General features: G+C 40.0%; 23 protein-coding genes and 3 tRNA genes. 16 read left to right on the top strand and 10 right to left on the bottom strand.

Going from position 1 to position 25,596, the window contains the following annotated elements; genetic code table 11:
• Positions 1-637 precede the first annotated feature (637 nt).
• A complete protein-coding gene (hns, locus tag TI10_RS01595; protein WP_046397237.1) occupies positions 638-1,042 on the top strand; it encodes a histone-like nucleoid-structuring protein H-NS in 405 nt (134 codons plus the stop codon).
• 298 nt (positions 1,043-1,340) lie between these two features.
• Here hns and TI10_RS01590 read toward each other — a convergent pair whose 3' ends face one another.
• The 4 genes from TI10_RS01590 to rssB form a co-directional block, all read right to left on the bottom strand.
• Positions 1,341-2,354, bottom strand: coding sequence for an NAD-dependent epimerase (locus TI10_RS01590; RefSeq protein WP_049581416.1), 1,014 nt, complete (start codon positions 2,352-2,354; stop codon positions 1,341-1,343).
• 8 nt (positions 2,355-2,362) lie between these two features.
• Complete coding sequence (locus tag TI10_RS01585; protein ID WP_049581415.1) at positions 2,363-3,706, bottom strand: UDP-glucose dehydrogenase family protein; 1,344 nt, start codon at positions 3,704-3,706, stop codon at positions 2,363-2,365.
• A gap of 23 nt (positions 3,707-3,729) precedes the next feature.
• The gene (gene galU / locus TI10_RS01580) at positions 3,730-4,677 is read right to left on the bottom strand and encodes a UTP--glucose-1-phosphate uridylyltransferase GalU (RefSeq protein WP_049581414.1); all 948 of its coding nucleotides are present in this window, start codon (positions 4,675-4,677) and stop codon (positions 3,730-3,732) included.
• A 394-nt stretch (positions 4,678-5,071) separates the two neighbouring features.
• Entirely contained in the window at positions 5,072-6,097 is a 1,026-nt protein-coding gene (rssB, locus tag TI10_RS01575; protein ID WP_049581413.1) for a two-component system response regulator RssB, read from the bottom strand.
• Between the two features lie 163 nt (positions 6,098-6,260).
• Between rssB and TI10_RS01570 the strand changes: the two genes are divergently transcribed.
• The 15 genes from TI10_RS01570 to TI10_RS01510 all read left to right on the top strand — a co-directional run bounded on the left by TI10_RS01570 (position 6,261) and on the right by TI10_RS01510 (position 19,029).
• On the top strand, positions 6,261-6,761 hold the full coding sequence (locus TI10_RS01570; protein ID WP_049581412.1) for a YchJ family protein: 501 nt from the start codon (positions 6,261-6,263) through the stop codon (positions 6,759-6,761).
• Between the two features lie 45 nt (positions 6,762-6,806).
• The gene (gene purU / locus TI10_RS01565; RefSeq protein ID WP_049581411.1) at positions 6,807-7,655 is read left to right on the top strand and encodes a formyltetrahydrofolate deformylase; all 849 of its coding nucleotides are present in this window, start codon (positions 6,807-6,809) and stop codon (positions 7,653-7,655) included.
• A 262-nt stretch (positions 7,656-7,917) separates the two neighbouring features.
• Positions 7,918-8,361 carry a cupin domain-containing protein gene (locus TI10_RS01560; RefSeq protein ID WP_049581410.1) on the top strand — a complete coding sequence of 148 codons (444 nt, stop codon included), beginning with the start codon at positions 7,918-7,920 and terminating at the stop codon, positions 8,359-8,361.
• A gap of 203 nt (positions 8,362-8,564) precedes the next feature.
• A tRNA-Tyr gene (locus TI10_RS23380) sits at positions 8,565-8,723 on the top strand.
• Positions 8,724-8,871: 148 nt separating this feature from the next.
• A tRNA-Tyr gene (locus TI10_RS23375) sits at positions 8,872-9,030 on the top strand.
• Between the two features lie 148 nt (positions 9,031-9,178).
• Positions 9,179-9,263 (top strand) — tRNA-Tyr (locus tag TI10_RS01555).
• 398 nt (positions 9,264-9,661) lie between these two features.
• The gene (ltnD, locus tag TI10_RS01550) at positions 9,662-10,567 is read left to right on the top strand and encodes an L-threonate dehydrogenase (RefSeq protein ID WP_049581409.1); all 906 of its coding nucleotides are present in this window, start codon (positions 9,662-9,664) and stop codon (positions 10,565-10,567) included.
• On the top strand, positions 10,567-11,844 hold the full coding sequence (otnK, locus tag TI10_RS01545; protein WP_049581408.1) for a 3-oxo-tetronate kinase: 1,278 nt from the start codon (positions 10,567-10,569) through the stop codon (positions 11,842-11,844). Before ltnD ends, otnK begins: the two co-directional genes overlap by 1 nt.
• Positions 11,837-12,475 carry a 3-oxo-tetronate 4-phosphate decarboxylase gene (gene otnC / locus TI10_RS01540; RefSeq protein WP_049581407.1) on the top strand — a complete coding sequence of 213 codons (639 nt, stop codon included), beginning with the start codon at positions 11,837-11,839 and terminating at the stop codon, positions 12,473-12,475. The genes otnK and otnC overlap by 8 nt, the downstream gene beginning before the upstream one ends.
• A gap of 22 nt (positions 12,476-12,497) precedes the next feature.
• Positions 12,498-13,277, top strand: a complete 780-nt coding sequence (gene otnI, locus TI10_RS01535) for a 2-oxo-tetronate isomerase (protein WP_049581406.1) — start codon at positions 12,498-12,500, stop codon at positions 13,275-13,277.
• A gap of 12 nt (positions 13,278-13,289) precedes the next feature.
• Positions 13,290-14,057 (top strand): DeoR/GlpR family DNA-binding transcription regulator, encoded by a 768-nt coding sequence (locus tag TI10_RS01530; protein WP_049581405.1) that lies wholly within the window; start codon positions 13,290-13,292, stop codon positions 14,055-14,057.
• A 59-nt stretch (positions 14,058-14,116) separates the two neighbouring features.
• Positions 14,117-15,082, top strand: a complete 966-nt coding sequence (gene denD / locus TI10_RS01525) for a D-erythronate dehydrogenase (RefSeq protein WP_049581404.1) — start codon at positions 14,117-14,119, stop codon at positions 15,080-15,082.
• Positions 15,083-15,084: 2 nt separating this feature from the next.
• Entirely contained in the window at positions 15,085-16,470 is a 1,386-nt protein-coding gene (locus TI10_RS01520) for a GntP family permease (RefSeq protein ID WP_049581403.1), read from the top strand.
• A gap of 665 nt (positions 16,471-17,135) precedes the next feature.
• Positions 17,136-17,792, top strand: coding sequence for an IS1595-like element ISPlu21 family transposase (locus tag TI10_RS01515; protein ID WP_049581402.1), 657 nt, complete (start codon positions 17,136-17,138; stop codon positions 17,790-17,792).
• Positions 17,793-18,237: 445 nt separating this feature from the next.
• Positions 18,238-19,029 carry a S1 family peptidase gene (locus TI10_RS01510; RefSeq protein WP_049581401.1) on the top strand — a complete coding sequence of 264 codons (792 nt, stop codon included), beginning with the start codon at positions 18,238-18,240 and terminating at the stop codon, positions 19,027-19,029.
• A gap of 87 nt (positions 19,030-19,116) precedes the next feature.
• Here TI10_RS01510 and TI10_RS01505 read toward each other — a convergent pair whose 3' ends face one another.
• The 6 genes from TI10_RS01505 to TI10_RS01480 form a co-directional block, all read right to left on the bottom strand.
• Positions 19,117-20,049 carry a YwqJ-related putative deaminase gene (locus tag TI10_RS01505; RefSeq protein ID WP_049581400.1) on the bottom strand — a complete coding sequence of 311 codons (933 nt, stop codon included), beginning with the start codon at positions 20,047-20,049 and terminating at the stop codon, positions 19,117-19,119.
• 220 nt (positions 20,050-20,269) lie between these two features.
• Positions 20,270-21,301, bottom strand: coding sequence for a cytotoxic necrotizing factor Rho-activating domain-containing protein (locus tag TI10_RS01500; protein WP_049581399.1), 1,032 nt, complete (start codon positions 21,299-21,301; stop codon positions 20,270-20,272).
• Positions 21,302-21,399: 98 nt separating this feature from the next.
• The gene (locus TI10_RS01495; RefSeq protein WP_080984975.1) at positions 21,400-22,164 is read right to left on the bottom strand and encodes a cycle-inhibiting factor; all 765 of its coding nucleotides are present in this window, start codon (positions 22,162-22,164) and stop codon (positions 21,400-21,402) included.
• Positions 22,165-22,214: 50 nt separating this feature from the next.
• Entirely contained in the window at positions 22,215-22,448 is a 234-nt protein-coding gene (locus TI10_RS24745) for a hypothetical protein (protein WP_049581398.1), read from the bottom strand.
• A gap of 137 nt (positions 22,449-22,585) precedes the next feature.
• Positions 22,586-23,491, bottom strand: coding sequence for a DUF4255 domain-containing protein (locus TI10_RS01485; RefSeq protein ID WP_049581397.1), 906 nt, complete (start codon positions 23,489-23,491; stop codon positions 22,586-22,588).
• Positions 23,492-23,504: 13 nt separating this feature from the next.
• Complete coding sequence (locus TI10_RS01480) at positions 23,505-25,589, bottom strand: ATP-binding protein (protein ID WP_049581396.1); 2,085 nt, start codon at positions 25,587-25,589, stop codon at positions 23,505-23,507.
• Positions 25,590-25,596: the final 7 nt, after the last annotated feature.

Genomic DNA, 25,596 nt, shown 5'->3' with positions numbered 1-25,596 from the left:
ACCCCTTAACAAAATTTATAAAGCCATATAGTCAGATGAGTTTACCATAAACTTTAGTCGTGATTATCCATCCCAGTAAGCTGCACCAGTCGATATACCGAAATATTTAGCTTAGTGATGTCTTAATGATTCATGATCATCATCACACCAACCGAGTAATAAAGCGCATTTGAATGACAAATGTTCATGTTTAAATTAAGAAGTGAAAGCCAGACTGATTTGTTGCATATCGTATGCAAATTAATAATGTGCGTGATTTACTTCCAGAAAACGGTAACAGTAAATCAGCGATAACTCATGGATTAGTCATAAGTTTTTTTTAACTTAGTATTATTCTGCTTTAGCAGGTATGATAAGAAACAGTTAAAATTACTTACCGATTTAGTATATACCTGGTTTATAAATTAGAGAGATTATCATGTCCCCACTTTGTTAAAGGTACCCTGAACATGTTATTGGGGAATGACAATCGAAATAGCTGTATAAAAAGCGCTATATAACTTTTGTAAAGAAATTACGTTTAAAAAAAAGAGCCATTTTATCCGAATATGATAAATTGACTATTGCAGAAAATAAAATAGCATTCTATTATTATATCCACATCAGCCATCATCATTAATAATTTGAGACCAGGACAATGAGCGATTTAAAAACCCTAAATAACATCCGTACTTTACGAGCTCAAGCAAGAGAATGCCAACTTGAGTTCTTGGATGAAATACTTGAAAAACTGACCGTCGTTGTTGAAGAGCGTCGTGAAGAAGAAAGTCAGGTACAAGCTGAATTAGAAGAACGTACACGTAAATTGGAAGAAGTTCGTAAAATGATTCTTGACCAAGGAATTGATCCAAGCGAATTACTTCAGACAATGAGCGCCGGCAAATCTGCTGGTAAAACAAAACGTCCTGCTCGTCCAGCTAAATACCAATACGTTGATACAAATGGTGAAACTAAAACTTGGACTGGCCAAGGGCGTACACCTGCTGTTATCAAAAAAGCAATTGAAGATGAAGGAAGAACCCTAGAAAGCTTCTTACTCTAATTCATTGTTTTTGAAGTTAATTTAATTAAAAACACCCTTTTAAAATAGAAGGGTGTTTTTATTATTAAACAGCTTAGATAACAAAAAAATTAATGTCTATTGAACGAGTGCGTATAAGTAGCCTTAGGAAGGATTTAGTCGGATTGCCCGTTCTTCTATCACTTCTTTACGATAAAGCAGGCGAGTTACTCGCTTAGCCAAATGCCTAGGTAAATTAATAGTCAAACAGACGCAACTATTTACTTCCCTCTGATCACTGTCGTTGATTCAATAGAAAAGGAGCCAACGGCTCCTCATCTTATTTAGACTTATGATAGAAACTCAAATACCACTCTACAAACTGCTTCACACCCTGCTTCACCGGTGTATTTGGGGCAAATCCTATTTTTTGGAAAATGTCACTTGAATCAGCACAGGTCGCCAGAACATCGCCATCTTGCATGGGCATCAAATTTTTCTTAGCCTGAATGCCTAATGATTCTTCTATTGCTTCAATAAAATCACCTAGTCTAGTTGGTTGACCATTACCAATATTATAAATACAGTACGGGGCAGAGCTGGCAGATATTTGCCCATCTTCAACCGTCCAGCTCTCATTTGGTACAGGAATGATGTCTTGCAATCTGATTATTGATTCAACGATATCATCTATATAAGTGAAATCTCTAACCATATTACCGTGGTTATACACATCAATAGGCTGCCCTGATAACATAGCCTTGGTGAACTTAAATAAAGCCATATCAGGACGTCCCCACGGGCCATATACGGTAAAAAAACGCAAGCCTGTCGTTGGTAACTGATAAAGATGAGAGTAACTGTGAGACATTAATTCATCTGACTTTTTTGTTGCTGCATATAGTGAAACTGGATGATCAACCGAATCGTTTGTAGAAAACGGTTGCTTCCTATTTAATCCATAAACAGAACTAGAAGAAGAATATAATAAATGCTCAACATTATTGTGACGGCAACCTTCCAGAATATTGATATGCCCTATTATATTCGAATCAATGTAAGCCATCGGGTTTTGCAACGAATAGCGAACACCCGCCTGAGCCCCCAGGTGGATAACCCGCTGAAATTGGTGTCGAGAAAAAAGATCGGGAATGGCTATTCTGTCAGCCAAATCCAGCTTTTCAAATTTAAAGCCTGACTTATCAAATAATAGATCTAACCGCGCTTGTTTGAGACTCACATCATAATAGTCATTAAGGTTGTCAATACCCACAACCTCATGCCCCATTTTCAATAATCTCTGGCTCACATGAAAGCCAATAAAACCAGCAGCGCCTGTGACTAAGAATTTCATTGTATTACTCAGATAACTGGATTAATGGATGCGCCACGACCAATCCCATAATAAGTGAAACCTCGGGATTGCAGGCGTTCAGGATCATAGAGATTTCGTCCATCAAAGATAACCGGTGTTTTGAGAGACTCTTTGATGACATCAAAATCTGGCGCACGAAAACTTTGCCATTCAGTACAAATAATCAAGGCATCGGCCCCCTTCAGCGCCGCTTCTTTGGTCCCCATCAATAGTAAATCATCGCGCTGACCATAAATACGCTGAGCTTCCTGCATCGCCTCAGGATCGTAAGCCTGTATTTTGGCTCCGGCTTGCCATAATGCTTCCATCAAAACACGGCTCGACGCTTCACGCATATCATCGGTATTCGGTTTGAACGATAATCCCCAGACAGAAAATGTCTTACCGGATAAATCTTCACCAAAATGGCGCATGACAAAAGAAGGCAATTTATGCTTTTGCAGTTCGTTCACTTGCTCTACAGCACGCAGAATTTTAGGCTGATAACCAATTTGCTCTGCGGTACGAATCAATGCTTGCACATCTTTTGGGAAACATGAACCACCATAGCCACAGCCTGGATAGATAAAATGATAGCCAATACGGGAGTCAGAACCAATTCCTTGACGAACATGCTCAATATCAGCGCCAAGCATTTCAGCTAAATTCGATATCTCATTCATAAAACTGATTTTCGTTGCCAGCATACAGTTAGCAGCATACTTCGTCAGTTCTGCACTACGAATATCCATCACAATCATACGATCATGATTACGGTTAAATGGTTCGTACAATTCATACATCAGGTTAATGACTCTCTCATTGTCACACCCAATAATAATCCGCTCAGGACGCATACAATCTGTAACCGCCGCGCCTTCTTTAAGGAATTCAGGGTTAGAAACCACATCAAATGGAATATTAACATTACGTTGACACAGAGTTTCATTAACAACGGCATTAACTTTATCTGCGGTACCAACAGGAACCGTAGATTTATCAATAATCACCTTATAGCTATCCATATGTTCCGCAATAGTACGGGCAACCGCTGTCACATACTTTAAATCCGCTGAACCATCTTCATCAGGAGGAGTGCCGACAGCAATAAATTGTAATTTACCGTGCGCAACACCCGCCTTCGCATCCGTACTAAAATTCAGGCGGCCTTCTTCATAATTTTTTTTAACTAGTGGAGCTAAGCCAGGTTCAAAAATGGGAATTTGACCACTTTTCAAATTTTCAACTTTATTGGCATCTATATCAATGCAAAGAACATTATGACCGACTTCAGCTAAAACCGCCGCCTGCACCAAGCCAACATAACCAATACCAAATACCGTAACTTTCATATAATACCCAAATTTCCGTAAAATTATTCTTTAACCTGATCCTGCAAAGTCACTAACCAATCAGTAAACTCCTTGCCCAAAGCATGATGTTTCATACCATACCGGACAAATGCCTGCATATAACCAAGCTTATTACCGCAATCATGGCTCACACCCTGCAAGTGATAGGCTTCCACAGACTCTTGTTCTATTAACATGGCAATTGCATCAGTAAGTTGAATTTCATCACCGGCGCCAGGCGCTGTTTTTGCTAATAATGGCCAAATTTTCTCGGACAGCACATAACGCCCAACAATAGAAAGATTTGATGGCGCTTCTTCCGGTTTAGGTTTTTCAACCACTCGCTTAATTGGTTTGCTGTCACCGGGTTGAAGATTTTCGCCCTGGCAATCGACAATACCATAACTAGAAACTTCTTCATGAGGTACAGGTTCTACCAATATTTGGCTCGCACCCGTTTCATTATAGCGAACCAACATCTCGCTCAGATTATATTTAGTCAGATCCGTACTGTATTCATCAAGAATAACATCAGGGAGTATCACAGCAAAAGGCTCATCGCCAATTAAAGGCTTGGCGCATAACACCGCATGCCCTAATCCTTTAGCAATTCCTTGACGAGTTTGCATAATAGTGACATGACTTGGACAAATAGATTGAACTTCGTCCAATAACTGACGCTTCACCCTTTGCTCAAGAATAGCTTCTAACTCAAAACTGGTATCGAAATGGTTTTCAATTGAATTTTTTGATGAATGGGTCACCAAGATAATTTCATTAATGCCAGCGGCAATACATTCATTAACGACATACTGAATAAGCGGCTTATCCACTAAGGGCAACATCTCTTTAGGAATGGCTTTCGTAGCAGGCAGCATCCTCGTTCCCAAGCCCGCAACTGGAATAACCGCTTTCTTTACTATTTTTTCTACTAATGGTTTTTTTACTGCTGGTTTGTTTACTGCTGGCATTAATCTTTCTCCCGATGTTTTTTGGCTGAAATAAATTCGTCTTCAATTCAAAATCAGTGCCAACTCTTTTAATAAAACGTCATTATTACTGACTATTTTTTGTCAATAAACCGCAAGCCCGAACAGCTCACAGAAACCGATGCATACACAGAGTTCACTGCTTCGTTTACCCATCTGACTACTCAAAAAGTTATCACTTTTACCCGAGCAGCGTTAAATCCGCTCTTTGCACTAAAGAGCGGCAAATAAAATAGCCTGATTAGATAGATTTCAAGCATAATAGACGGAGTATATCAGCTAATTCTCTCCGATAAACAGCACCATTCTGTTAAATTACATTATCGTGACCTAATGTTTAAAATCCATTTTAAACAAAATTCCACCTTGGTAATATTCACCCAGAATACATTGAAGAAAGCATCAGATTTATTTGACTATTTGTATTCCAAATCCGACATTGCCATTCAGCACTATGAGAACAAACTTGATTCGAACAAATCGTTTTCAACGTCCCAAGAGGAACACCACTATCTAACTGGATTTGACGATTACCCGACTTAATACTGGCATGTAACCCCGCGGAAGTGAGCAAAACCGTTTTATTGATCGTATGATAATACCCAAGCAGCAATGGAAATTGCCCTTGCAACCCTGCACCTTCCAACAAGTTATTAATTCTATTTAGAATACCTGCCATACTGGGTAAACGCCGGGAATGGTGGACGATATGCTCCTGTAACAAACTGTTAAATACGACTCTAAGTAATAATGCTGAAATCACACCATACTCTTTTGAACGGCTAATATCCAGACAATAAAAAGCTAATTCATTATCAGATAACGCTGCCATATCGAGAATCAATCCGGGTTTATCAATCATATTTAATTTTCGGTAATTGACTTTACAGTGAGCGATCACTTGAGAAACCGGAGGTTGTAACTGCTTAAGCATATTTAATGCTTCATCTGAATTATGCTTTAGAGTTAACCAATCTTTATTCAAGTTATTCTGTTCAATTGCACCAGACATAAAGACCGTAGGATGTAAATAGGCCAACACCGATTTTTTTATCTCATTAAGATCTGAAACAGGTTTTAATAAAACATCTTTTGCTCCCAAACGAAGCACTTCATCAATTTCGGCCATCTTGTTAGTCGCTGAAATAATAATAACTGGAATACTAATCCCCTCATTCGTCAATTTCGCAATAAATTCAATGCCATTCATAACCGGCATATCTAAATCACATAAAATAAGTTCAATATGAGCTTCGCGTCCTAGCACCTGTAGCGCAACAGCCCCATTAGATGCAACTAATACCTTAGCACCCAACGTTCGCAAGTACCCTGCCAGCAAAGAACAAAAAACAGGTTCGTCCTCTACAATCAGAATTTTTTTGCCTGCCAATGCCTTTTCCATAAATGCGCTCCCTTATCCTAATCTTAATATTGCGACCTTCACCTTTTCTTAGGTACTATCACTCATATTAGTTCAATTAAGTGACTATCATTTGTTCTCTTACGTTTCTTTGCAATAAAAAACCCATAAAAATGGTATTTCACCCTTTACAATTGGAGTTATTTTGACAGAGCTATGTCCTTGTGGTAGCGGAATAGATTTTGCGGATTGCTGTTCCCCTTATCTTCAAAACATAAAAATTGCCCCGACAGCCGAATCACTGATGCGTTCCCGATACAGTGCCTATGTAAAGCACAACGCCGATTATCTTATTACAAGCTGGCATCCTGATTGCCAGGCTGAAAAGTGGCGTTTAGATATAGAACAAAGTTTTATTGTTACCCAGTGGCTCGGACTAAATGTCATTACGACGGCAAAAGGCAAAAATGATAACGAAGCCTATGTTGAATTTTCAGCTTGCTTTCTTGATCAGAAATCCCAAGATAAGCAACTTATTCATGAGCGTTCACGTTTTCTTCGTATAGACCAGCGTTGGTACTATATTGACGGCGTAAAACCTATCATTGACGGTGTAAAACCTATCGACGGCGTAAAACCTCAAATTGGCCGTAATAGCCCCTGCCCATGCGGTTCAGGTAAAAAATACAAAAAATGCTGTGGTTAAGGCCCACAACCAGAAAACACAAAATATTTAAGGATAATTCCATTCATGCAACATCAACATATACAAAAGAAAATTCTACGCACTATTTGCCCTGATGCCAAAGGACTGATCGCCAAAATTACTAATATTTGCTACAAACACCAACTGAATATAGTTCAGAATAATGAATTCGTCGATCATCGCACTAGCCGCTTTTTTATGCGTACTGAGCTTGAAGGAATTTTCAATGATGAAACATTTCTTGCTGATTTAGATGACGCACTTCCGGTGGGTTCGCAACGGGAATTAAATAGTGCGGGACGTCGGCGTATTGTTATTATGGTGACAAAAGAAGCGCATTGCCTTGGGGATTTGCTCATGAAAAGCGCTTATGACGGGCTTGATGTTGAAATTGCTGCGGTTATCGGCAACCATGCAACATTACAATCGTTGGTTGAGCAATTTGGCATTCCTTTCCATTTAATCAGTCACGAAGGTTTAACCCGTGAACAACATGATGAAAAACTGATTGCCCAAATTGACCAATATAAACCTGACTACGTGGTATTAGCGAAATACATGCGAGTACTGACCCCAGAATTTGTCCAGCATTTTCCAAATCAAATTATTAACATCCACCACTCCTTTTTACCTGCATTTATCGGGGCGCGTCCTTATCATCAGGCTTATGAGAGAGGGGTAAAAATCATCGGAGCAACAGCGCATTATGTGAATAATAATCTGGATGAAGGCCCAATTATTACTCAGAAGGTCATTAACATAGACCATACATACACTGCTGAAGACATGATGAGAGCGGGCCGGGATGTTGAAAAAAATGTTCTGAGTCATGCTTTATATTGGGTTCTTGCTCAACGAGTTTTTGTTTACGGCAACCGTACTGTCATCCTTTAAAGCTGAATTAATTAGGACTCAAAAACAGCACACGGTAACTTATTTTCAAACATATGCTTTACAGCGGCGATTCATTTGATGTGATCCTAGCCGCTGTAACCAATAGTGGTACCAAGAAACATGTCATTTTCTTTCCCCTTATTACTCAACACGAACTGAAGTAACCAAATTCTTACTGTATAAGTGTGGGTCTTCCCTGATCATCGTGGGGATGATATGGTTCGCCACAGGTCACTTACTCAATTTATTACAAGGATCTCGCATGCGGCTATCTATTCAAACTTTATCCATCTTTACCTCTTTTGCTTTCCTCATTGTTCCATTTTTCACTCAAGCACATGACAGCAACACTGCTGCTGGTATTAACGTTGAAAAATTGCTTGAGACTGAAAAGTCTTGGGATGGCGTGTTTTATCAGGAATATCCCAAAGGCACTCCTCAACTTTCAATTCTCAAAATTACTATTGCTCCAAATACCAGCCTTGACTGGCATGAACACCCGGTACCTAATGCAGCTTATGTGCTGGACGGAGTGTTAACGGCAGAGAAAAAATCCAGTGGTGAAAAACGTCTTTTAAAGGCGGGAGAGGTGGTATCCGAGATGGTTGACAGCGCTCATCGCGGTTACACAGGCAAAGAAGGTGTTACCCTCTTGGTCTTCTACGCAGGGCAAAAAGGAATCCCTCTTTCTAAACCTGTTAAGTAAAAACCGCTCAAGGGGGCGAGGAATACAGTGACGAGTCATCCTTCCCCTTCCACCACTAACAGACGACTTATTTGTTCACAACAAGATCAACGAGGATAAAAAAACAGCATACGGTAACGCATTTTTAACTATATGCTTTACAGCATCAGCTTATTTGACGTGATTCCGGCCGCTGTAAGCAACAGTGATACTTTTCAAAATCAGGTGAAGTTCCCGAACGGCCGAAGGGAGCAGACGGTAAATCTGCCGTCACAGACTTCGAAGGTTCGAGTTGAGCGCAGCGAAACAACAATGCGGCGCTTGCGACGCGTTGGCCCGCAGGGCGAGGAACGCAGTGACGAGTCATCCTTCCCCCGCCACCACCAACAGACGACTTATTTGTTCATAACAGGATCAACAAGGATAAAAAAACAGCATACGGTAACGCATTTTTAACTATATGCTTTACAGCATCAGCTTATTTGACGTGATTCCGGCCGCTGTAAGCAACAGTGATACTTTTCAAAATCAGGTGAAGTTCCCGAACGGCCGAAGGGAGCAGACGGTAAATCTGCCGTCACAGACTTCGAAGGTTCGAGTTGAGCGCAGCGAAACAACAATGCGGCGCTTGCGACGCGTTGGCCCGCAGGGCGAGGAACGCAGTGACGAGTCATCCTTCCCCCGCCACCACCAACAGACGACTTATTTGTTCATAACAGGATCAACAAGGATAAAAAAACAGCATACGGTAACGCATTTTTAAATATATGCTTTACAGCAGCGGCTTATTTGATATGATTCCGCCCGCTGTAAGCAACAGTGATACATTTCAAAATCTGGTGGGGTTCCCGAGCGGCCAAAGGGAGCAGACTGTAAATCTGCCGTCACAGACTTCGAAGGTTCGAATCCTTCCCCCACCACCAAAAATTGCCTTCAAGCCTCAAGCCTTACCAACAAGCCTAAATTCCTAAATTAACATCCGATACACCCTTATTCCTCCGAAAACGACCTACCTCTATACATACCCCTGAATTATCCATTCTTAAACAGATCCAGAGACTAACTAACATCTTTAAAAGAATTCAGCAAAAAGCGCTTACCCAACCTTAACGTCCCCACAATCATATTCCCTATCACACCTTTGCGTGAAATTTAACATTTCACAATAATCCATAATAAATATTATGAATCAAATAATTACAAAAATAACCATCTCCAATCAGAGGATTTTCAAATGTGATAACTGTCCTGTATTTGTGAAATTGCGTGTGAAATAATGATAAAAAATAACAAATTATAACAACAACACCAGGGAACCATCATGAACCAATCAACACAAAAAATAGGGATTATAGGATTGGGGGCTATGGGTATGGGAATTGCCTGTTCGTTAATACGCGCAGGCATTCCCACATATGGATTTGATTTAAATCCAAAAGCCTGTGACCAGCTTCTGCAAGCAGGCGCTAAAGTGGCAACAACCAACGCAGCAGAATGGGCATCAGAGCTAGATGCTATTTTGCTCGTAGTCGTCAATGGCGATCAAATAGAAAGCATACTGTTCGGAGGCGAAACACCGCTGGTTAGCCGACTAAAAGCCGGTACGATCATTGTGCTTCACAGTACCGTTGCCGCAGAACAAGCTAAAGATTTTGCCCATCGCCTTAATCAATACAACCTCAACATGTTGGATGCGCCTATTTCAGGCGGCGCACTAAAAGCCGAACAAGGCCAGCTCACTGTTATGGCTTCCGGCGAACCCGCATTATTTGAAAAACTAAAACCTGTATTTGATGCCGCCACCGAACGCCTTTACCATGTCGGAAACGAGGTTGGTCAGGGATCTACCGTCAAAACAATCCATCAATTACTTGCCGGTATACATATTGCGGCGGCCGCAGAAAGTATGGCATTGGCAGCCAAAGCCGGCATTTCCTTGGAATTGATGTACGATATTGTAACCCACGCTGCCGGTAACTCTTGGATGTTTGAAAACCGCGTTCCCCATATTCTGGCAGGAGATTACACCGCCAAATCCTCCGTAGATATTTTTGTCAAAGATCTGGGATTAGCATTAGAAACAGGTAAGGATCTAAAATTCCCATTACCATTATCAGCCACTGCACATCAAATGTTCCTTGCCGCCAGTAACGAAGGCTTCGGCCAATGGGATGACAGCGCGGTTATCAAAACATTCAAAGGTATCACTTTACCGGAGAAAAAATAATGACCATTAAATTGGGCGTTATCGCTGATGATTTTACCGGCGCAACCGATATCGCTGGTTTTATGGCGCAAAGCGGCTGGCGAGTCGTCCAGCTACTGAATACACCTGATGAGAATACCGCCATTCCACCGGATATTGATGCTATTGTTATCAGCCTGAAAAGCCGCTCCTGCCCGATAGACGAAGCTGTGAATAACGCAGTGAAATCTTGCCGCTGGTTACGTCAGAAAGCCGATTGTCAGCAAATATTCTTCAAATACTGCTCAACTTTTGACTCTACCAGCAAAGGCAATATTGGGCCGGTTACTGATGCTCTGATGGATGAACTACAAACAGACATCACACTGATTTCTCCTGCCCTCCCAATTAACGGGAGAACAGTTGTACATGGACATCTATTTGTTAACGGTCAACTACTTAATGAAAGTGGTATGCAGCACCATCCCGTAACACCAATGACAGATGCCAATCTGCTGCGCCTAATGGAACAACAAGCTCAAGGGAAAGCCGATCTGGTGGATCTGGCATGTATACACCAGGGAGAACAGGCGATTCGCGTGAAGCTAAATCATTTGCAACAACAAAACATACGCTACGCAGTAACAGATACCCTCTCCATGAATGACCTGCTGCCTATTGCCAGAGCGGCATCAGAACTGAAATTAATCACTGGCGGTTCCGGTCTTGGCGCTGCCCTTGCCAGCACAGACACCGGTAAGCCATTGCTGCCATGCCGACCAGAAGGGGCAACGCCACCCGCCGAGAATAGACGCGCCGTGATTCTTTCTGGCAGTTGTTCTGTCATGACCAACAAACAAGTTGCCCTGTACCAGAAACTGGCCCCTGCTCAATCCCTGAATATTGATTCATGTATCAATGATCCACAATATGCCGAAAAACTGGTCGCGTGGGTTATTCTGCAATCAGAAAGCCATCTAGCTCCCATGCTATACGCAACTCAATCCCCAGAAACATTACAGAAAACCCAACAACAATATGGCGCGGCTACTGCCAGTGAAGCGATAGAAAACACCTTCGCCAGTGTTGTGAAAGTTTTGCGTCAGCTCGGATTCAATACCTTCATTGTCGCAGGCGGCGAAACTGCCGGTAAAATAGTCCAAAGTCTGGATATTCAACAATTCAGTATCGGCGCACCCATTGCTCCGGGAGTACCTTGGGTACATGATCAACAACACAATTATTGGCTGGCATTAAAATCAGGCAACTTCGGCAATATTGATTTTTTCCTGCATGTACAGGAGATGTTTCATGGATGAACAAACGCTAAGAACAGAATTAGTCGAATGGGCTAGTTCAATGTTCTACCGGGGTTATAGCAGCGGCGGCGCAGGTAACATCAGCGCCAAACTAGAAGATGGCACGATTATTATCACACCGACCAACTCCAGCTTTGGCGACTTGCAAGCTGATCGCCTGAGTAAGCTGGATGCAGAAGGTAACTGGCTCTCCGGTGACAAACCCACAAAAGAAGTTTCCATGCACCTGGCAATGTACCACAACCGCCCCAACTGCCATGCGGTGGTCCATCTACATTCCCCTTGGTTAACTGCCCTTTCCTGCCTACCCAATCTGGACAAAAATAACTGCCTGCCGCCCATTACACCCTACTATGTGATGCGAGTTGGAAAATTGCCGCTGGTCAAATATCTACCACCAGGAGATGAAAGAATCGGAGAAGAAATTGCGAAGCTGGCCGCAAAACACAACGCAATCCTGCTATCGAACCACGGACCTGTTGTCGGCGGCAAAACTTTACGGCAAGCTTTTTTCAATGCAGAGGAATTGGAAGATACTGCCCGGCTCTATTTAACGTTACTGCCACATGGCTTCACCACATTAAATGAAGAGCAAGTACAAGAACTTGAAACTCGTTACCCCAAGAATTGAGTAAATAAACAAGGAATTCATCATGGCTAAATTTGCGGCAAACTTGAGCATGATGTTCAACGATGTACCTTTCACAGAACGTTTTGCCCGTGCAGCCAAAGCTGGATTTAAAGGCGTTGAATATCTGTTTCCTTATGACGTGGCTGCGGAAGAGCTGGCTGTCCTATTAAAACAGCATCAATTAACCCAAGTTTTGTTCAACATGCCCGCTGGAAACTGGGCCGCGGGAGAAAGAGGGATAGCCTCTATTCCTGGCCGTGAAAAAGAATTTGCCGAGGGTGTACAAACCGCGCTGAAATATGCACTGGCTTTGAACTGCAAGCAAGTTCATGCAATGGCGGGAAAGCTGGACCTACAATTTATGCCAACACTACAAAGCGAATGTTATATCAGAAACATTCAACATGCCGCTGATGTGATGGCAAAACATAACATTAACGTATTAATTGAACCAATTAATACTCGTGATATGCCAAATTACTTCCTGACAACTCAGTATCAAGCAGAAACATTACTCCAAGCCATTGACCGTCAAAATGTTTTTATCCAACTAGATCTTTACCATTGTCAGATCATGGAAGGGGATTTGCTACGCACGATTGAGCGTCTATGGGGCAAATTCGGCCACATCCAGATTGCCTCCGTGCCCGAACGCCATGAACCCGATAGCGGCGAAGTGAACTATCCGTGGCTATTTAACAGACTGGATGAAATGGGCTACCAAGGGTGGTTTGGCTGTGAGTATCACCCCGCCGGCCACACGGAAGATGGTCTGGATTGGTTGACCAAAGTACAGAAATAATCAGGAGAAAATATGCTCCCATCAGAGCGTAGAGACTTTATTTATCGCTACGTACATGAATATCAGACCATTTCTATCAGCGCGCTGGTTAAACTGATGAACGTCTCACATATGACAGTACGGCGAGATATCCGCACTCTGGAGGAGGAAGGAAAGGTCGTTAGTGTCAGTGGCGGTGTGCAACTTAGCGATGTTTTACGTCAGGAATTGCCTTGGAATGAAAAAGCCCGGCTTAATCATCGTTATAAGCGGGAAATTGGTCAATATGCAGTATCTATGGTTGAAGATGGACAAGTGGTTTATCTTGATGCCGGCACCACCACGTTTGAAATTGCCAGGGTTCTAGCTGAGCGTTTTAACCTCACTATCATCACGAATGATTTTTCCATTATCCAGTACTTGATGAACAAACCTCAATTAAATCTGTTCCATACCGGGGGACAAGTAGATAAGAGAAATCATTCCTGTGTTGGTCCTATCGCCGCCATGTTGCTTCGCAACTTGAATGTAGATATTGCCTTTATTAGCACCAGTTCATGGGATCTGGAGCATGGCGTCTCCACACCACATGAAGAAAAAGTTTTAGTCAAACAGGCAGTATTGGAAATCTCCCGTCGGCGTGTTTTGGTGTCTGATAGCAGTAAATATGGCAAATACGGCATGTTTCGTGTCTGCCCGCTTTCGAGTTTGGATGATATTGTCTGTGACAGCCAACTTCCACCGAAAGTGCAGCAACAATTACGAGAGCGCAATCTGATATTACATACCGTCAGCGTATAAGGATAACAACCCTATCCTATAAGCAAATAGCCCAAAACTATTGAGCAAGGAGAGTCGCAGTGAAAATAATAATCACTGGTGGAGCAGGTTTTCTGGGCCAGCAACTAGCCCGTGCTTTACTAGACAACAATCAAACATTAGATTTCGAACAACTTATATTGATCGATATTCAATGTCCTGTATCACCGGTTAATGATCCCCGCGTCCAGTGTCTGGCACTGGATTTAACGCAATCAGGAGCCGCGGAAAAGCTGATCGATGAAAACAGCGCGGTGTTATTCCATCTCGCCGCTATTGTCAGTAGTCACGCTGAAAGCGATTTTGATCTCGGCTTGCAAGTTAACTTTGATGTCACTCGCAACTTATTAAACGTCGCGCGGGCTAAAAATCCAAAATTGAAATTTATTTTCACCAGCTCGTTGGCGGTATTTGGCGGAGAATTACCCGCAACCATTACCGATCAATGCGCGGTTAATCCTCAATCATCCTATGGCGCACAGAAAGCCATGTGTGAATTGATGATTAACGACTACTCCCGCAAAGGATATATTGATGGCCGAGTACTTCGTCTACCGACAATCAGTATCCGCCCAGGGAAACCAAACAAAGCAGCCTCCTCTTTTGCCAGTGCTATCATCCGTGAACCTCTGCACGGAGAAAGCAGTATCTGCCCGGTTGCCCGCGATCTGACTTTATGGCTTTCCAGCCCTGAAACCGTGATCCGCAACTTTATACATGCGGTCCAAATTCCGGCGGAAAAATTGGGTCTTTCCCGCACAGTTAATTTACCGGGTATTAGTATCACGGTTCAGGACATGATTGATGCGCTGGCTGAGGTTGCCGGGCAGAAAACGGTGGAACTCATCCGCTTCGAACCAGACGAAAACATTAACCGTATTGTTGCCAGTTGGCCGGGTCGCTTCGATATCAGCCGCGGCTTATCACTGGGTTTTCATGTTGATAATACATTCAGTGATGCAATTCGGGCTTTTATCACCAATAACCTGTCCCAAACTGGAGGCTAATTATGGAACTCTACATTCCGGTCATTGGTCTGGGTGTAGCCGTATTTACGTTGATCTTTCTGGTGCTACGTACCCGTGTTCATGCTTTATTAGCAATGCTCATTGCAGCGGCGATCGCCGGGCTCTCTGGCGGCTTAACCGCAACAAATACCATTGATGTTATGACTAAAGGTTTTGGCTCCACACTAGGCAGTATCGGAATTATTATCGGTCTGGGGGTCATGATGGGACGAGTGCTGGAAGTTTCCGGCGCCGCGGAACAGATAGCCTACAGTTTTATCAAATGGTTAGGTAAAAAACGCGAAGAATGGGCATTAGCGATCACCGGTTATATTGTCAGTATTCCGATTTTCGTTGACTCCGCCTTTGTTATCCTCTATCCACTGGCAAAAGCACTCGCGAAAAAAGGAAAACGCAATCTTCTGACACTCGGCGTAGCACTGGCTGGCGGATTGGTCGTTACCCACCACACGGTTCCACCAACACCGGGGCCATTGGGGGTTGCCGGCATTTTTGGCGTCGATGTCGGCGCCATGATGTTAACCGGCATGGTTCTGGCGGTACCTTGCGTTATTGGCATTGTATTTTATGCCAAATGGTTAGCCGTAAAATATCCTGAGTTTCAGCCCATTGATGAAGCAGAAGAAGCTCAAGATCTACAAACAATTCATCAACGCTACATAGAAGAAAAAGCGAACAAACCACTACCGAGTCTATTTCTCTCCCTGTTGCCGATTATTGTCCCTATCGTTTTAATCTTCATCAAAGCTATTAATGACCTGCTGTTAAACACTGAAACCTTTACTGGACAAGCAAACAACTTCTATTTCCAGACATTTGATTTCCTTGGCGCACCCGTTATTGCTTTAGCTATCAGCGTATTGTTAGCGGTTTATACCTTGATGCCGAAAGTCAATAAACATGAAGTGATTGATCGTCTGGAAGAAGGTTTACAGGCTGCCGGTATTATCTTATTAGTGACAGGAGCTGGCGGGGCATTAGGAGCAGTACTGCGTGAAAGTGGCACTGGCGCCATTTTGGCGCAATATATAGCCAACCTACCATTAACACCGGTGCTGATTCCATTCATCATTGCAACACTGGTTCGCTTAATCCAAGGTTCCGGCACGGTGGCTATGATTACCGCCGCTTCTATTTCTGCGCCAATTATTAGTCAAATTCCGGGGATCAACATGCTGGTTGCCGCACAAGCAGCAACGATGGGCTCGTTATTCTTCGGTTATTTTAATGACAGCCTATTTTGGGTCGTTAACCGCATGATGGGAATCAAAGATGCCAAACAACAGATGATCGTTTGGTCAATACCAACCACTATTGCATGGGCGATTGGCTTATGTGGCGTCATCATTCTGGATCTGGTGTTATAAACACGAAATCATTAGCAAAATTACCATTTAGCCTCTTTAAAATTAAGAGGCTAAATTAATACATTGATCATACTATGAACTTTTATAAAATTTCATTTATCAATCACCAAAATTTTAGCTCAGACTGAAAAATATTATTCCTATCCTGCGTTTACTCTCCTTGCTTAAAACAGCATCAGATAAAATTTTTTTCCTCTATTTCCAGCTCGTGCCAAATCATTTCGACTTTTAACAATAGTAAAAAGAAATATTATTAGGTTACATCTGTATTCTCTCTTTCATCGCTTAAAAACAAGTGAAATTAATAGAAAATAAAATATTATATTGTAGTTTTAGTCAATTATATATGAATTGCAATTAATACATTTAAACATTAAATATATTGTATCGATTAAATGATACTATTATTATATATTTCCATGATATTATTCAATAAAATCATAATATAACTTAAAATGTTTAATATTCTTCTTAATAATATTAATTCAAATAATATTTTTAATACCGAAAATAAATTTAAATGAATTTTATTATTTCACAAAAAATCATACATTTAATATAATTCAATTAAAAAATAAAAACATTTAAAACATTTAAAACATTTAAAACAAAATCATAAAAATAAGGGGCTGTCCTAGATAAGTAATTTGATCTAGGATATCCAAATGAGAAAAAGTCGGATTAGCCAATACAAGCAAAAACGTCTTCAGGAGCTCTTTGTGGCAGGGGCTACAGCTCGCACTGCGGCTGAGTTAGTGGGGGTCAACAAAACGACTTCAGCTTACTATTTTCACCGCCTCAGAGTTCTTATCGCTGATTATGTCGATGAACACTCCATGTTTGAAGGTGAAGTCGAGATAGACGAAAGCTATTTCGGGGGTAAACGTAAGGGAAAACGCGGGCGAGGTTCAGCCGGAAAAGTCCCTGTTTTCGGGCTTCTCAAGCGAGGTGGTAAGGTTTACACCCGCCTAATACCTAACGCCAAATCCGATACTTTGATTCCGATAATCACGGCGAAAATTAAGCCTGACAGCCTAGTCTACACAGACAATTTTGCCAGCTATGATGTGCTGGACGTGTCCGATTTTAAACACTATCGAATTAACCATAGCACGGAGTTTGTAGACGCTAAAAATGGCCAAAACCATATCAATGGGATAGAGAACTTTTGGAACCAAGCCAAACGTCATCTGCGTAAATTTAATGGCATACCAAAGGAACATTTTGAGTTCTTTCTCAAGGAATGTGAGTGGAGATTTAATACACCGGGTGTAAAAGACCAATTACATATTCTAAAACAAATAGTTAAGGGAAAAATATAATCGCTATCTAGGACAGCCCCAAAAATAATATATAAGATTACATTATCCCTATTTCCTTGTTAATAATATTCAAGGAGTTACCAAAAGTAAATAAGGTTTCATAATTCCGCTACACGTGGTTTTCTTCAACCCATTGTTATACATATGGTTGTTAGTAGATAAGGTGTAGCACCATTTTGGAAAGTTATTTACACTCTAATTCGATATAAAAATATCATGCATATCATAATTCCCTAATTGAATTTACACCAAGAAAACTTATCTTCATTGTAAATACACCAAGTTATTTAATAACAAATATTTATTTTCATAATTTTAAAGAATAAGAGCCCTTTAATTACAAATGAGGTGTAAATATGCATATAATTATTATCCTGCCAGACTCTATTAATATAATATATAATGGATTTTCATCTCCGTCATCATATTATACAAGGATTATATTATGAAAGAAAAATTGCTTTTCATTTTAGTTTTTATCAGCACGATCTCATTCTCATTGATGGCAAATGGCGCCGAAGAAATAGAGATAATAAATGGTCAACCTGCCGAACCGGGTGAATTCCCCTTTTATTCAGCACTTAATAAAAAAGATGGCAATATTGAAGGGCATCATTGTGGCTCTGTATTAATTAATAAACGTTGGGTTTTAACAGCTGCTCACTGTGTTGAAGATGCTAATATTAAATCAAAAATTTACGTAGGATTAGAAAGATATAAACCTACGCCAATTTATAAAGATAAAGTTGATATTGAGAAAATAATTATTCACCCAAACTGGTTTACACGAAAACGAGGGCAATATGATATAGCGCTCATTAAGCTCAATCGAGATGCAAACAGTAATACTTTTGCAAAATTAAACGGCATAAATGAAACTATTGATCTGCCAGTTGATACAGAATTAACGGTTATTGGTTTTGGAAGAACAGAAAGTGTATCAACCCCAAATATATTAATGAAAACCGATGAATATATTCTTGATGATAAGAAATGCATCGAAGTGCCCCCTGGATACCCTGACACAAATTATGATCCAAAATTAAATATTTGTTCTGGTAACCCAAATGGAGGTGTCGGCGGTGGAGACTCAGGCGGGCCATTGATGATTAAAACAAATAACAAAAATTATATCGTTTCTGGGTTAGTATCTCGTTCATTGTTAAAACCAGCAGAACAATTTACCAAGGTCAGTTTTTTCAATGATTGGATAATTGAAACTGTAAAAAATAATTAATTTTTATATTACTAAGCTGACCTTCGCATAAACAAGCAAGTAAAATGCCTGAGAAATAAAACACTCAGGCATAAAATGGATATTGTTTTATATTGGCGATTCTTGTGATGTTTTATATCGAGATAATGTTGATGAAAAATTACTTCCTGCACTTTCTACTTTGCCGGTAATCACATTCACTGGCGATGACAATATCCCCGAACAGTTATGACAAGCAGCAAAATCATCTCCAGCTTGTTTTGTTGTCAATCGCTGAGTAAAAATAGATGATTTCAATATATCTCGCATATATTCCCCCATTTTCCGACTTCCAATAGCTTTGCCTGCCCTTTCATCTTCTAAAGTCAATAAATTATTCAATGCCTGTACCTCTGCATGCAAACCAGCAATACCTGCCATCGTCGGTAATATATAGTGATTATTAACAATATGATTTCTGATCAAAGATTCTATTACTGGATGCAAAGGATTTACCTCACCATACATCTCTCTTATCCCTGAAATAAAGGCTTCAATATCCGTGATCTTATAAGCTTCGGCCTCGTCACTTTGTTGCATATTCCATTGTTCTTGATCTTTTACTATTGATAATTTCGGGCGTTTAATCAAGCTAATACCCGGAAATAATCTTTCATCGGCTAAATTTCTATTATTATCCTTAAGATTGACAAATTCATCGCCATAATGATCATTATGTACATATCCTGCATGAGCAGCGAAATCTTGCAAAGATTTTTTTGAATAAATAAAATTTCCGCCAGAAACACCACTCTCTTTTAAACCCGGTTTAGAGAATTTACGCTGCTTTGCAGGTTTCAATTGCCCAAATTCTTTAGAAGCATTGAGAATTAATTGCGTTTTTCTATTAAAATCATCAAACTCAGGAAGCTGCCTCTTATAAGCTGACATAACCGCTTTCACATCAGGCAGTTCCAAATGTAATGCGTCCAACAACCCTTGATCCGAAGTTTTGCTTTTACCAAATTTAACTGCTTTTTCGCGAATATCATTCTTGAACATTTTTAAGATCTCTATAATGGCTAAACTGGTGATGCCTGAGATTATCATTATGAAAAACTGACATTTAATCTATTAAAATTTAAATAAAAAACACTCTTAATAACTTTTTCATTATCCACAATATATTGTCTAATTGTGACAAATCAGATAGTAAAGAATATTGCTGGATAAATGAAATAGCTAATTTCCAATAAGTAGGCTATTAAACAAACCTACCATATTATAACAACCGTTTTTGGAGTGAATTAATCACCTCAATAGTATTGCCTTTCTTGCCGGGTGAAACCGTAGCATCTTCCGACAATACTTTGACATTCATCTTTCCTTTATCATCTCTAGCCAACAGCGCATAACTATAGCCAGCCCTAATAGCAGGTTTTTCAGGCTTCTTTTCGTCGTAGTTAAAAACGCCAACATTTTCTGCCGTATTATCAATCACCACACCCGGTTTGCCCATATAGGTAATGACGCTCTGATCATACTTCGCAAATATATTCACCAAATCGTTATTCTGTTCGCCAACCGCCATCGGCTCACTGTCCGGCGAAAGCGCTTTATGGCTCTCATAAGTCGCAACAACCCCCTGCCGGCCGGTTTTCCATTCATCATCACCCGGCCTCTGCCCTGTATGATAAGCAAAAAAATAGCCGCCCTTCACGGCATACACCATAGTACAACCACTCAGTGCTCCAGACGTCACAATAACCGGATGCCCATGTTGAATATCCTTCAAAGCAATTCTTATCCCCACGGTTCCCGACGCGCCATTCACCACATTAATACCCGTAATGTTGGGATCTAGCGTATTCTTTCCCCAATGTACGCCTATCGCCCCTGAACCGGATTCTGACGACGTAACTTGATCGCCGCCAAATCCCATCACAACATCATGAAAAGGATTTTCCTGACGGGAAGCGCTATTTCTCAAAGGTATTGCCTGTGCAAGTTTCCGCTTACTGTCATAACGATGGGCCACGACGGGCACGTTAATTGGCGCCTCTTCACTCCCCACCAATAACCCTCTATTCTTCAACGGGGAAATATATCCTTTATTAAGGCTTCTATCCGCAAGAAATTGTTGCAACCCTTTGGTTCGCCTACTCTTATGGCCTTCCCCAGGCTCACTCTCATTATTTAAAAGTTCAAGATGTCCACCAGAAGAATTTGATAATGGCGATTGCATAGCGCTATTTATAGTACTACTTCTAGTACGCTGTGCGGGTGTTGTTTGAGGATTAGCATGTTTTAACATTAATAGGCTCTCTGTATTAGTTACATTTATTACATCTAAAATTTACCTAAGATTATTATCCTTTAATCCTAATATAAATATTAAAACAATACAATTCATTATGGCTTATCAAATTTCCTATCATAATTATCAAGTTTAGATTTTAATGTTTCAATATTTTCACAAAAATCATCAATATCGTATTCGGTTAAATAAACATCCACATTTTCATCTCTCTTCATTCTATCTAACTTAATATTAGATACATCTTTATGTATATCAAGCGTCTCTGAAATTAACGTTTTCTTTTCATTTTCAGATAATAGGTTAAACTCACGACTGAATAATTTTTTTAATTTATTAAAGCTAACGGGATCTTTTCCTCTAGAATTTAGCCAATCTGCTATTTTAAGGGGAGGTAATGCCCCTGCTCCTAAATCTGATTGATAGATATATCCCACTGTTTCCTGGACGTTAGATGGGATATCAATTAAAAACATATGCCCAAGTCGCTGATCATTAACCAATGCAATATAATTCTTTGTACTACTGAGCTGATCAATTCTTTCAGCAAATTCATTGCCATCTATTTTTCCTGTCTGGACCACTTTTACTGGATCAACAGCATGTTCCCCCTCAGTCATTAATTTAAATATATTTTGGGCGGATAAACCACAAACGGGTTCAGTCGGATCATAAGGATTTACCCCAACCATTTCTTGATAGATTTCAATACCACCGAATTCAGCAACAATTTCATCAATCGCCTTAAATATAGCCGCTAAATCCCGGTCAACGATTTTATCTTGCCAATTATCATTCCAAAGTAACTTATTGCCTTTAGGATCATTATGTAGTGCAATAATTTCATCTATACCCGTCATCTTTCAAGTTGCCTCTTTGTTGGCTGCACTCACTCACCCCGGTCACATAGTTATCTATGCTCCCGGGGATTCGTTCCTTTGCCGTCGCGATGCATCTTGAAATCCATTGGGTATATCAACTTTACGGCACTGATATTATATCTTTTAGGCTTTGACGTATCCTTTGATTTCGATGAGCCGGAAGAAAGCGCTATTTCCAGATGATGACCGGTTTCTATATTTTCACCTGTTTTATCTTCTCCGGCACGGGTTTCACTTTTTTTTGCGAGTTCGCTGATTGGCATAATATTATCACTCAAGAGTTATAAGTAAGTAATATATAGATTAAGACATTACTGATAACAAGATATTTTTATATAAAACAACCAACAAAAATATCGTTATCCTCTATTACTTTCCATTATTATGGGTAATTAAGTGATTATTTTTCAATGTTAATCAATTTATTGGAATCTACTTGATCAACAATAATACCTATACCATTTATCTCAACAACCGCTTTACGGCTGCTTACCCATATTGAAAGTATCCCTTTTATTTTAGAGAAATAGATTGAAAAAGTCATACCTGAAACCTCAAGAACAATTTTTTCATTTTCTTGCTTATCATGACTACCTGCGACCGGTACAACCGGTTTAGTTGTTAGATTCACTTTAGTAAGCGCCAAACGCACATCTTCTGTGCCACCTAAATCATTACATAATTTCTCTAACAAAGCCTGGCTTATTTGTGCGCCAGTCGGATTTAATTTTTGATTCACAGAGTGGGAAATCTCCACCACTGGCTCTATTATATTTTTAATATCTTGAAGTTCTACCGGAGCAGTAACTGAATATAATAAAGAAAGTCGAGGACGATTGCCGAGAGCCTGCCAAAAATTACCCAAACTATTTAAATTTTCCTGTGGTGGAATTACCTTGGTGTAAGCACCAGGAATTTTGGGTAATTGACGATGATTAATCAACGCATTCAAAACAGATGTCATTATTTTTGCCGCCTGATTATCAGGCTGACTATCTGGGCTACTGCCATCAACTGATGGTTTATTTGAATGCCAGTAAGTAATTAAATAATTATAATTAATATTTACCCATCCCGGTAATAATAAATTAGTCACAGGATTGTAACGCTTCGGTTCAGCAGAGCGTAATTGCAAATCTTCATGTACATCATAGAGAAATACACTTATTGTTGGTTTCGATGGAATTGAATTTATTTCAGGCAAATCAAAACGAATATCAATGTTATTTAAATAATGAGATAGAATATCTTTTAATGCATGATTAACTTCCACAATAGCATTATTAGGTTCAATGATATGTTTCATATCGACTCCAAATTCAAAAAATTAGTCTGCCACTCTTATTTAATTCGAGAATAATTGCTCGCTCTATATGTTGATTCCCAATTTCTTCACTGTTATTATCTGCCGCTAATATGGATGCCAATAAAGCAATATTCCTGATATTAGACCCAGTCAAATCAGCTCGTTTAGCCAAATGTGTAAAATCAATCTCATCGGACAATTTCAATTGTTCAGGCCAGATAGTTTGCCACATTTTTTTACGTAGCTCTTCATCAGGATAAGTAAAATGAGTAATAAAGGTAAAACGACGATTAAAAGCGCTATCCAAATGGCTACGATTATTAGTGGCTAAAATCACCAATCCCGGATAATCTTCCAGCCGTTGTAATAGATAAGAAACTTCAATATTGGCATGTCTGTCCTGAGCATCTTTGGTTTCACTGCGCTTGCCGAACAATGCATCAGCTTCATCAAAAAATAGCACTCCAGAATCCATCTCAGCCAAATCAAAAATACGGGCAATATTTTTTTCCGTTTCACCAATATATTTATTCACCACCGTAGAAAGATCAACTTTAATCAAATCAACCCCAAGATGCCCGGCAATCACTTCTGCGGCCATCGTTTTACCCGTCCCCGATTCACCGTAAAACAGTGCGCTAATACCGCTACCATAGCCTACTTTTTCCTGAAAACCCGCATCCAGAATCTGATCACGGTAATTAATCGCTGCAATAATCTCTTTCAATTGTTGAGCTAATGCATCAGAAATCACTAAATCATTAAAATTACGTTTTGGTGTTATCCGGCGAGCCAATTTACCTAAATTTTGTTGAGCGCGGAAACTTAATGCTTTACGTAAATCTATTTCTTCTAATTGACCTCCCGGTTGTCGTAATATTTGATATTGATAAGCTTCTTTAAGAATTAACGGCAAGGTCTCTGCGGTAAATGAAAAACGCTGACATAATTGAGTAATATTAATTCTCTGAGTGGCATTATTCGGTAAGTATTCTTTCAACATAGATTCTTTATCCACCAGCGTAGCTACCGGCATCTCAATTTGCACCATTGACAGATGTTTAATCCATATTAATGTATCTCCCGGTTCTACCAAACAAACTACCCGTAACTTTGGTTGATTCAGCAAAACGAATAATAGGTTATTCAATATTTTCTTTTCATCTATAAATAAAGAAAAATTACGAATTAATAAACAAGCATTATGTAACCGTGCTTCTCTCACGGCATCTGCCAGCAAATTAGCTATTACAGTTGAATTCTCTTCCGCTGGTAATCGAGCTACATCCAGAGTTAACGTGCTAATATTATGAAATGCCATAATATTGCCGACCGATAATTCTCTGGCGCTATTCTGTTTTCCTCTAAGTATCACCAAAGGGCGAACCTCATCAGTTTCATTCAATAATATCTTTTCAAGTGAATGATAAAGAGTTGGTGGATACCAAAGGTGCGAAATAGGAGAATGCCAATAAGCACAAATTATTAGAGGCGGTAAAATTACCCGTTGTCCTGATAAAAAATGCCAGACAGAGCTGTGGGTTAAAAATTGCGTTTGTAACCAAATAGGTTCTTCGTGGTTATTAAGCCGTAATAATTGGTTACTGATTAATGGTGTTTGTGGTAATAAGCTGTTTTGCAGTAATTGCCAATCATTTTGACGTTGACTAAATAATTCAATTGCCAAAGCAAAACCAGGCCACTGTTTTTTACTATTACCATGCAAAGCAGCAAATAATGCATGATAACGGCTGTCAAAATGGGGTAATAAACCAAGTAATAAGACATCACGCTCAAACTCTGTGAGTTCAAAACGCTCAACTAATAGAGATAATGCATCAGAAACAAAATATTCTTCGGTTTTCGAATGACTAACGATATCACTCTCCTCAAATAGCCAATGAGGAAAGCCTTGCGGTTGTATCAGATATTCCTCTATTTTATTTTCATCAAGTAAAAAACTCTCCGGTAATGAATCGTACCTTTCCCTCTTCTGATAATAGTAGCGCTGTAATAGCAGATCGATACGTTCCAGATGGGGATAAATCCAATGTAATTCAGCCATCACATAGTGGCTATTTTTAAGTAAAGAGTTCATTTTATAT

The organism is Photorhabdus luminescens subsp. luminescens (assembly GCF_001083805.1).
Lineage (GTDB): Bacteria > Pseudomonadota > Gammaproteobacteria > Enterobacterales > Enterobacteriaceae > Photorhabdus > Photorhabdus luminescens.
The sequence above is the reverse complement of the archived record's forward strand: the minus strand, read 5'-3'. Positions and strand labels throughout refer to the sequence as shown.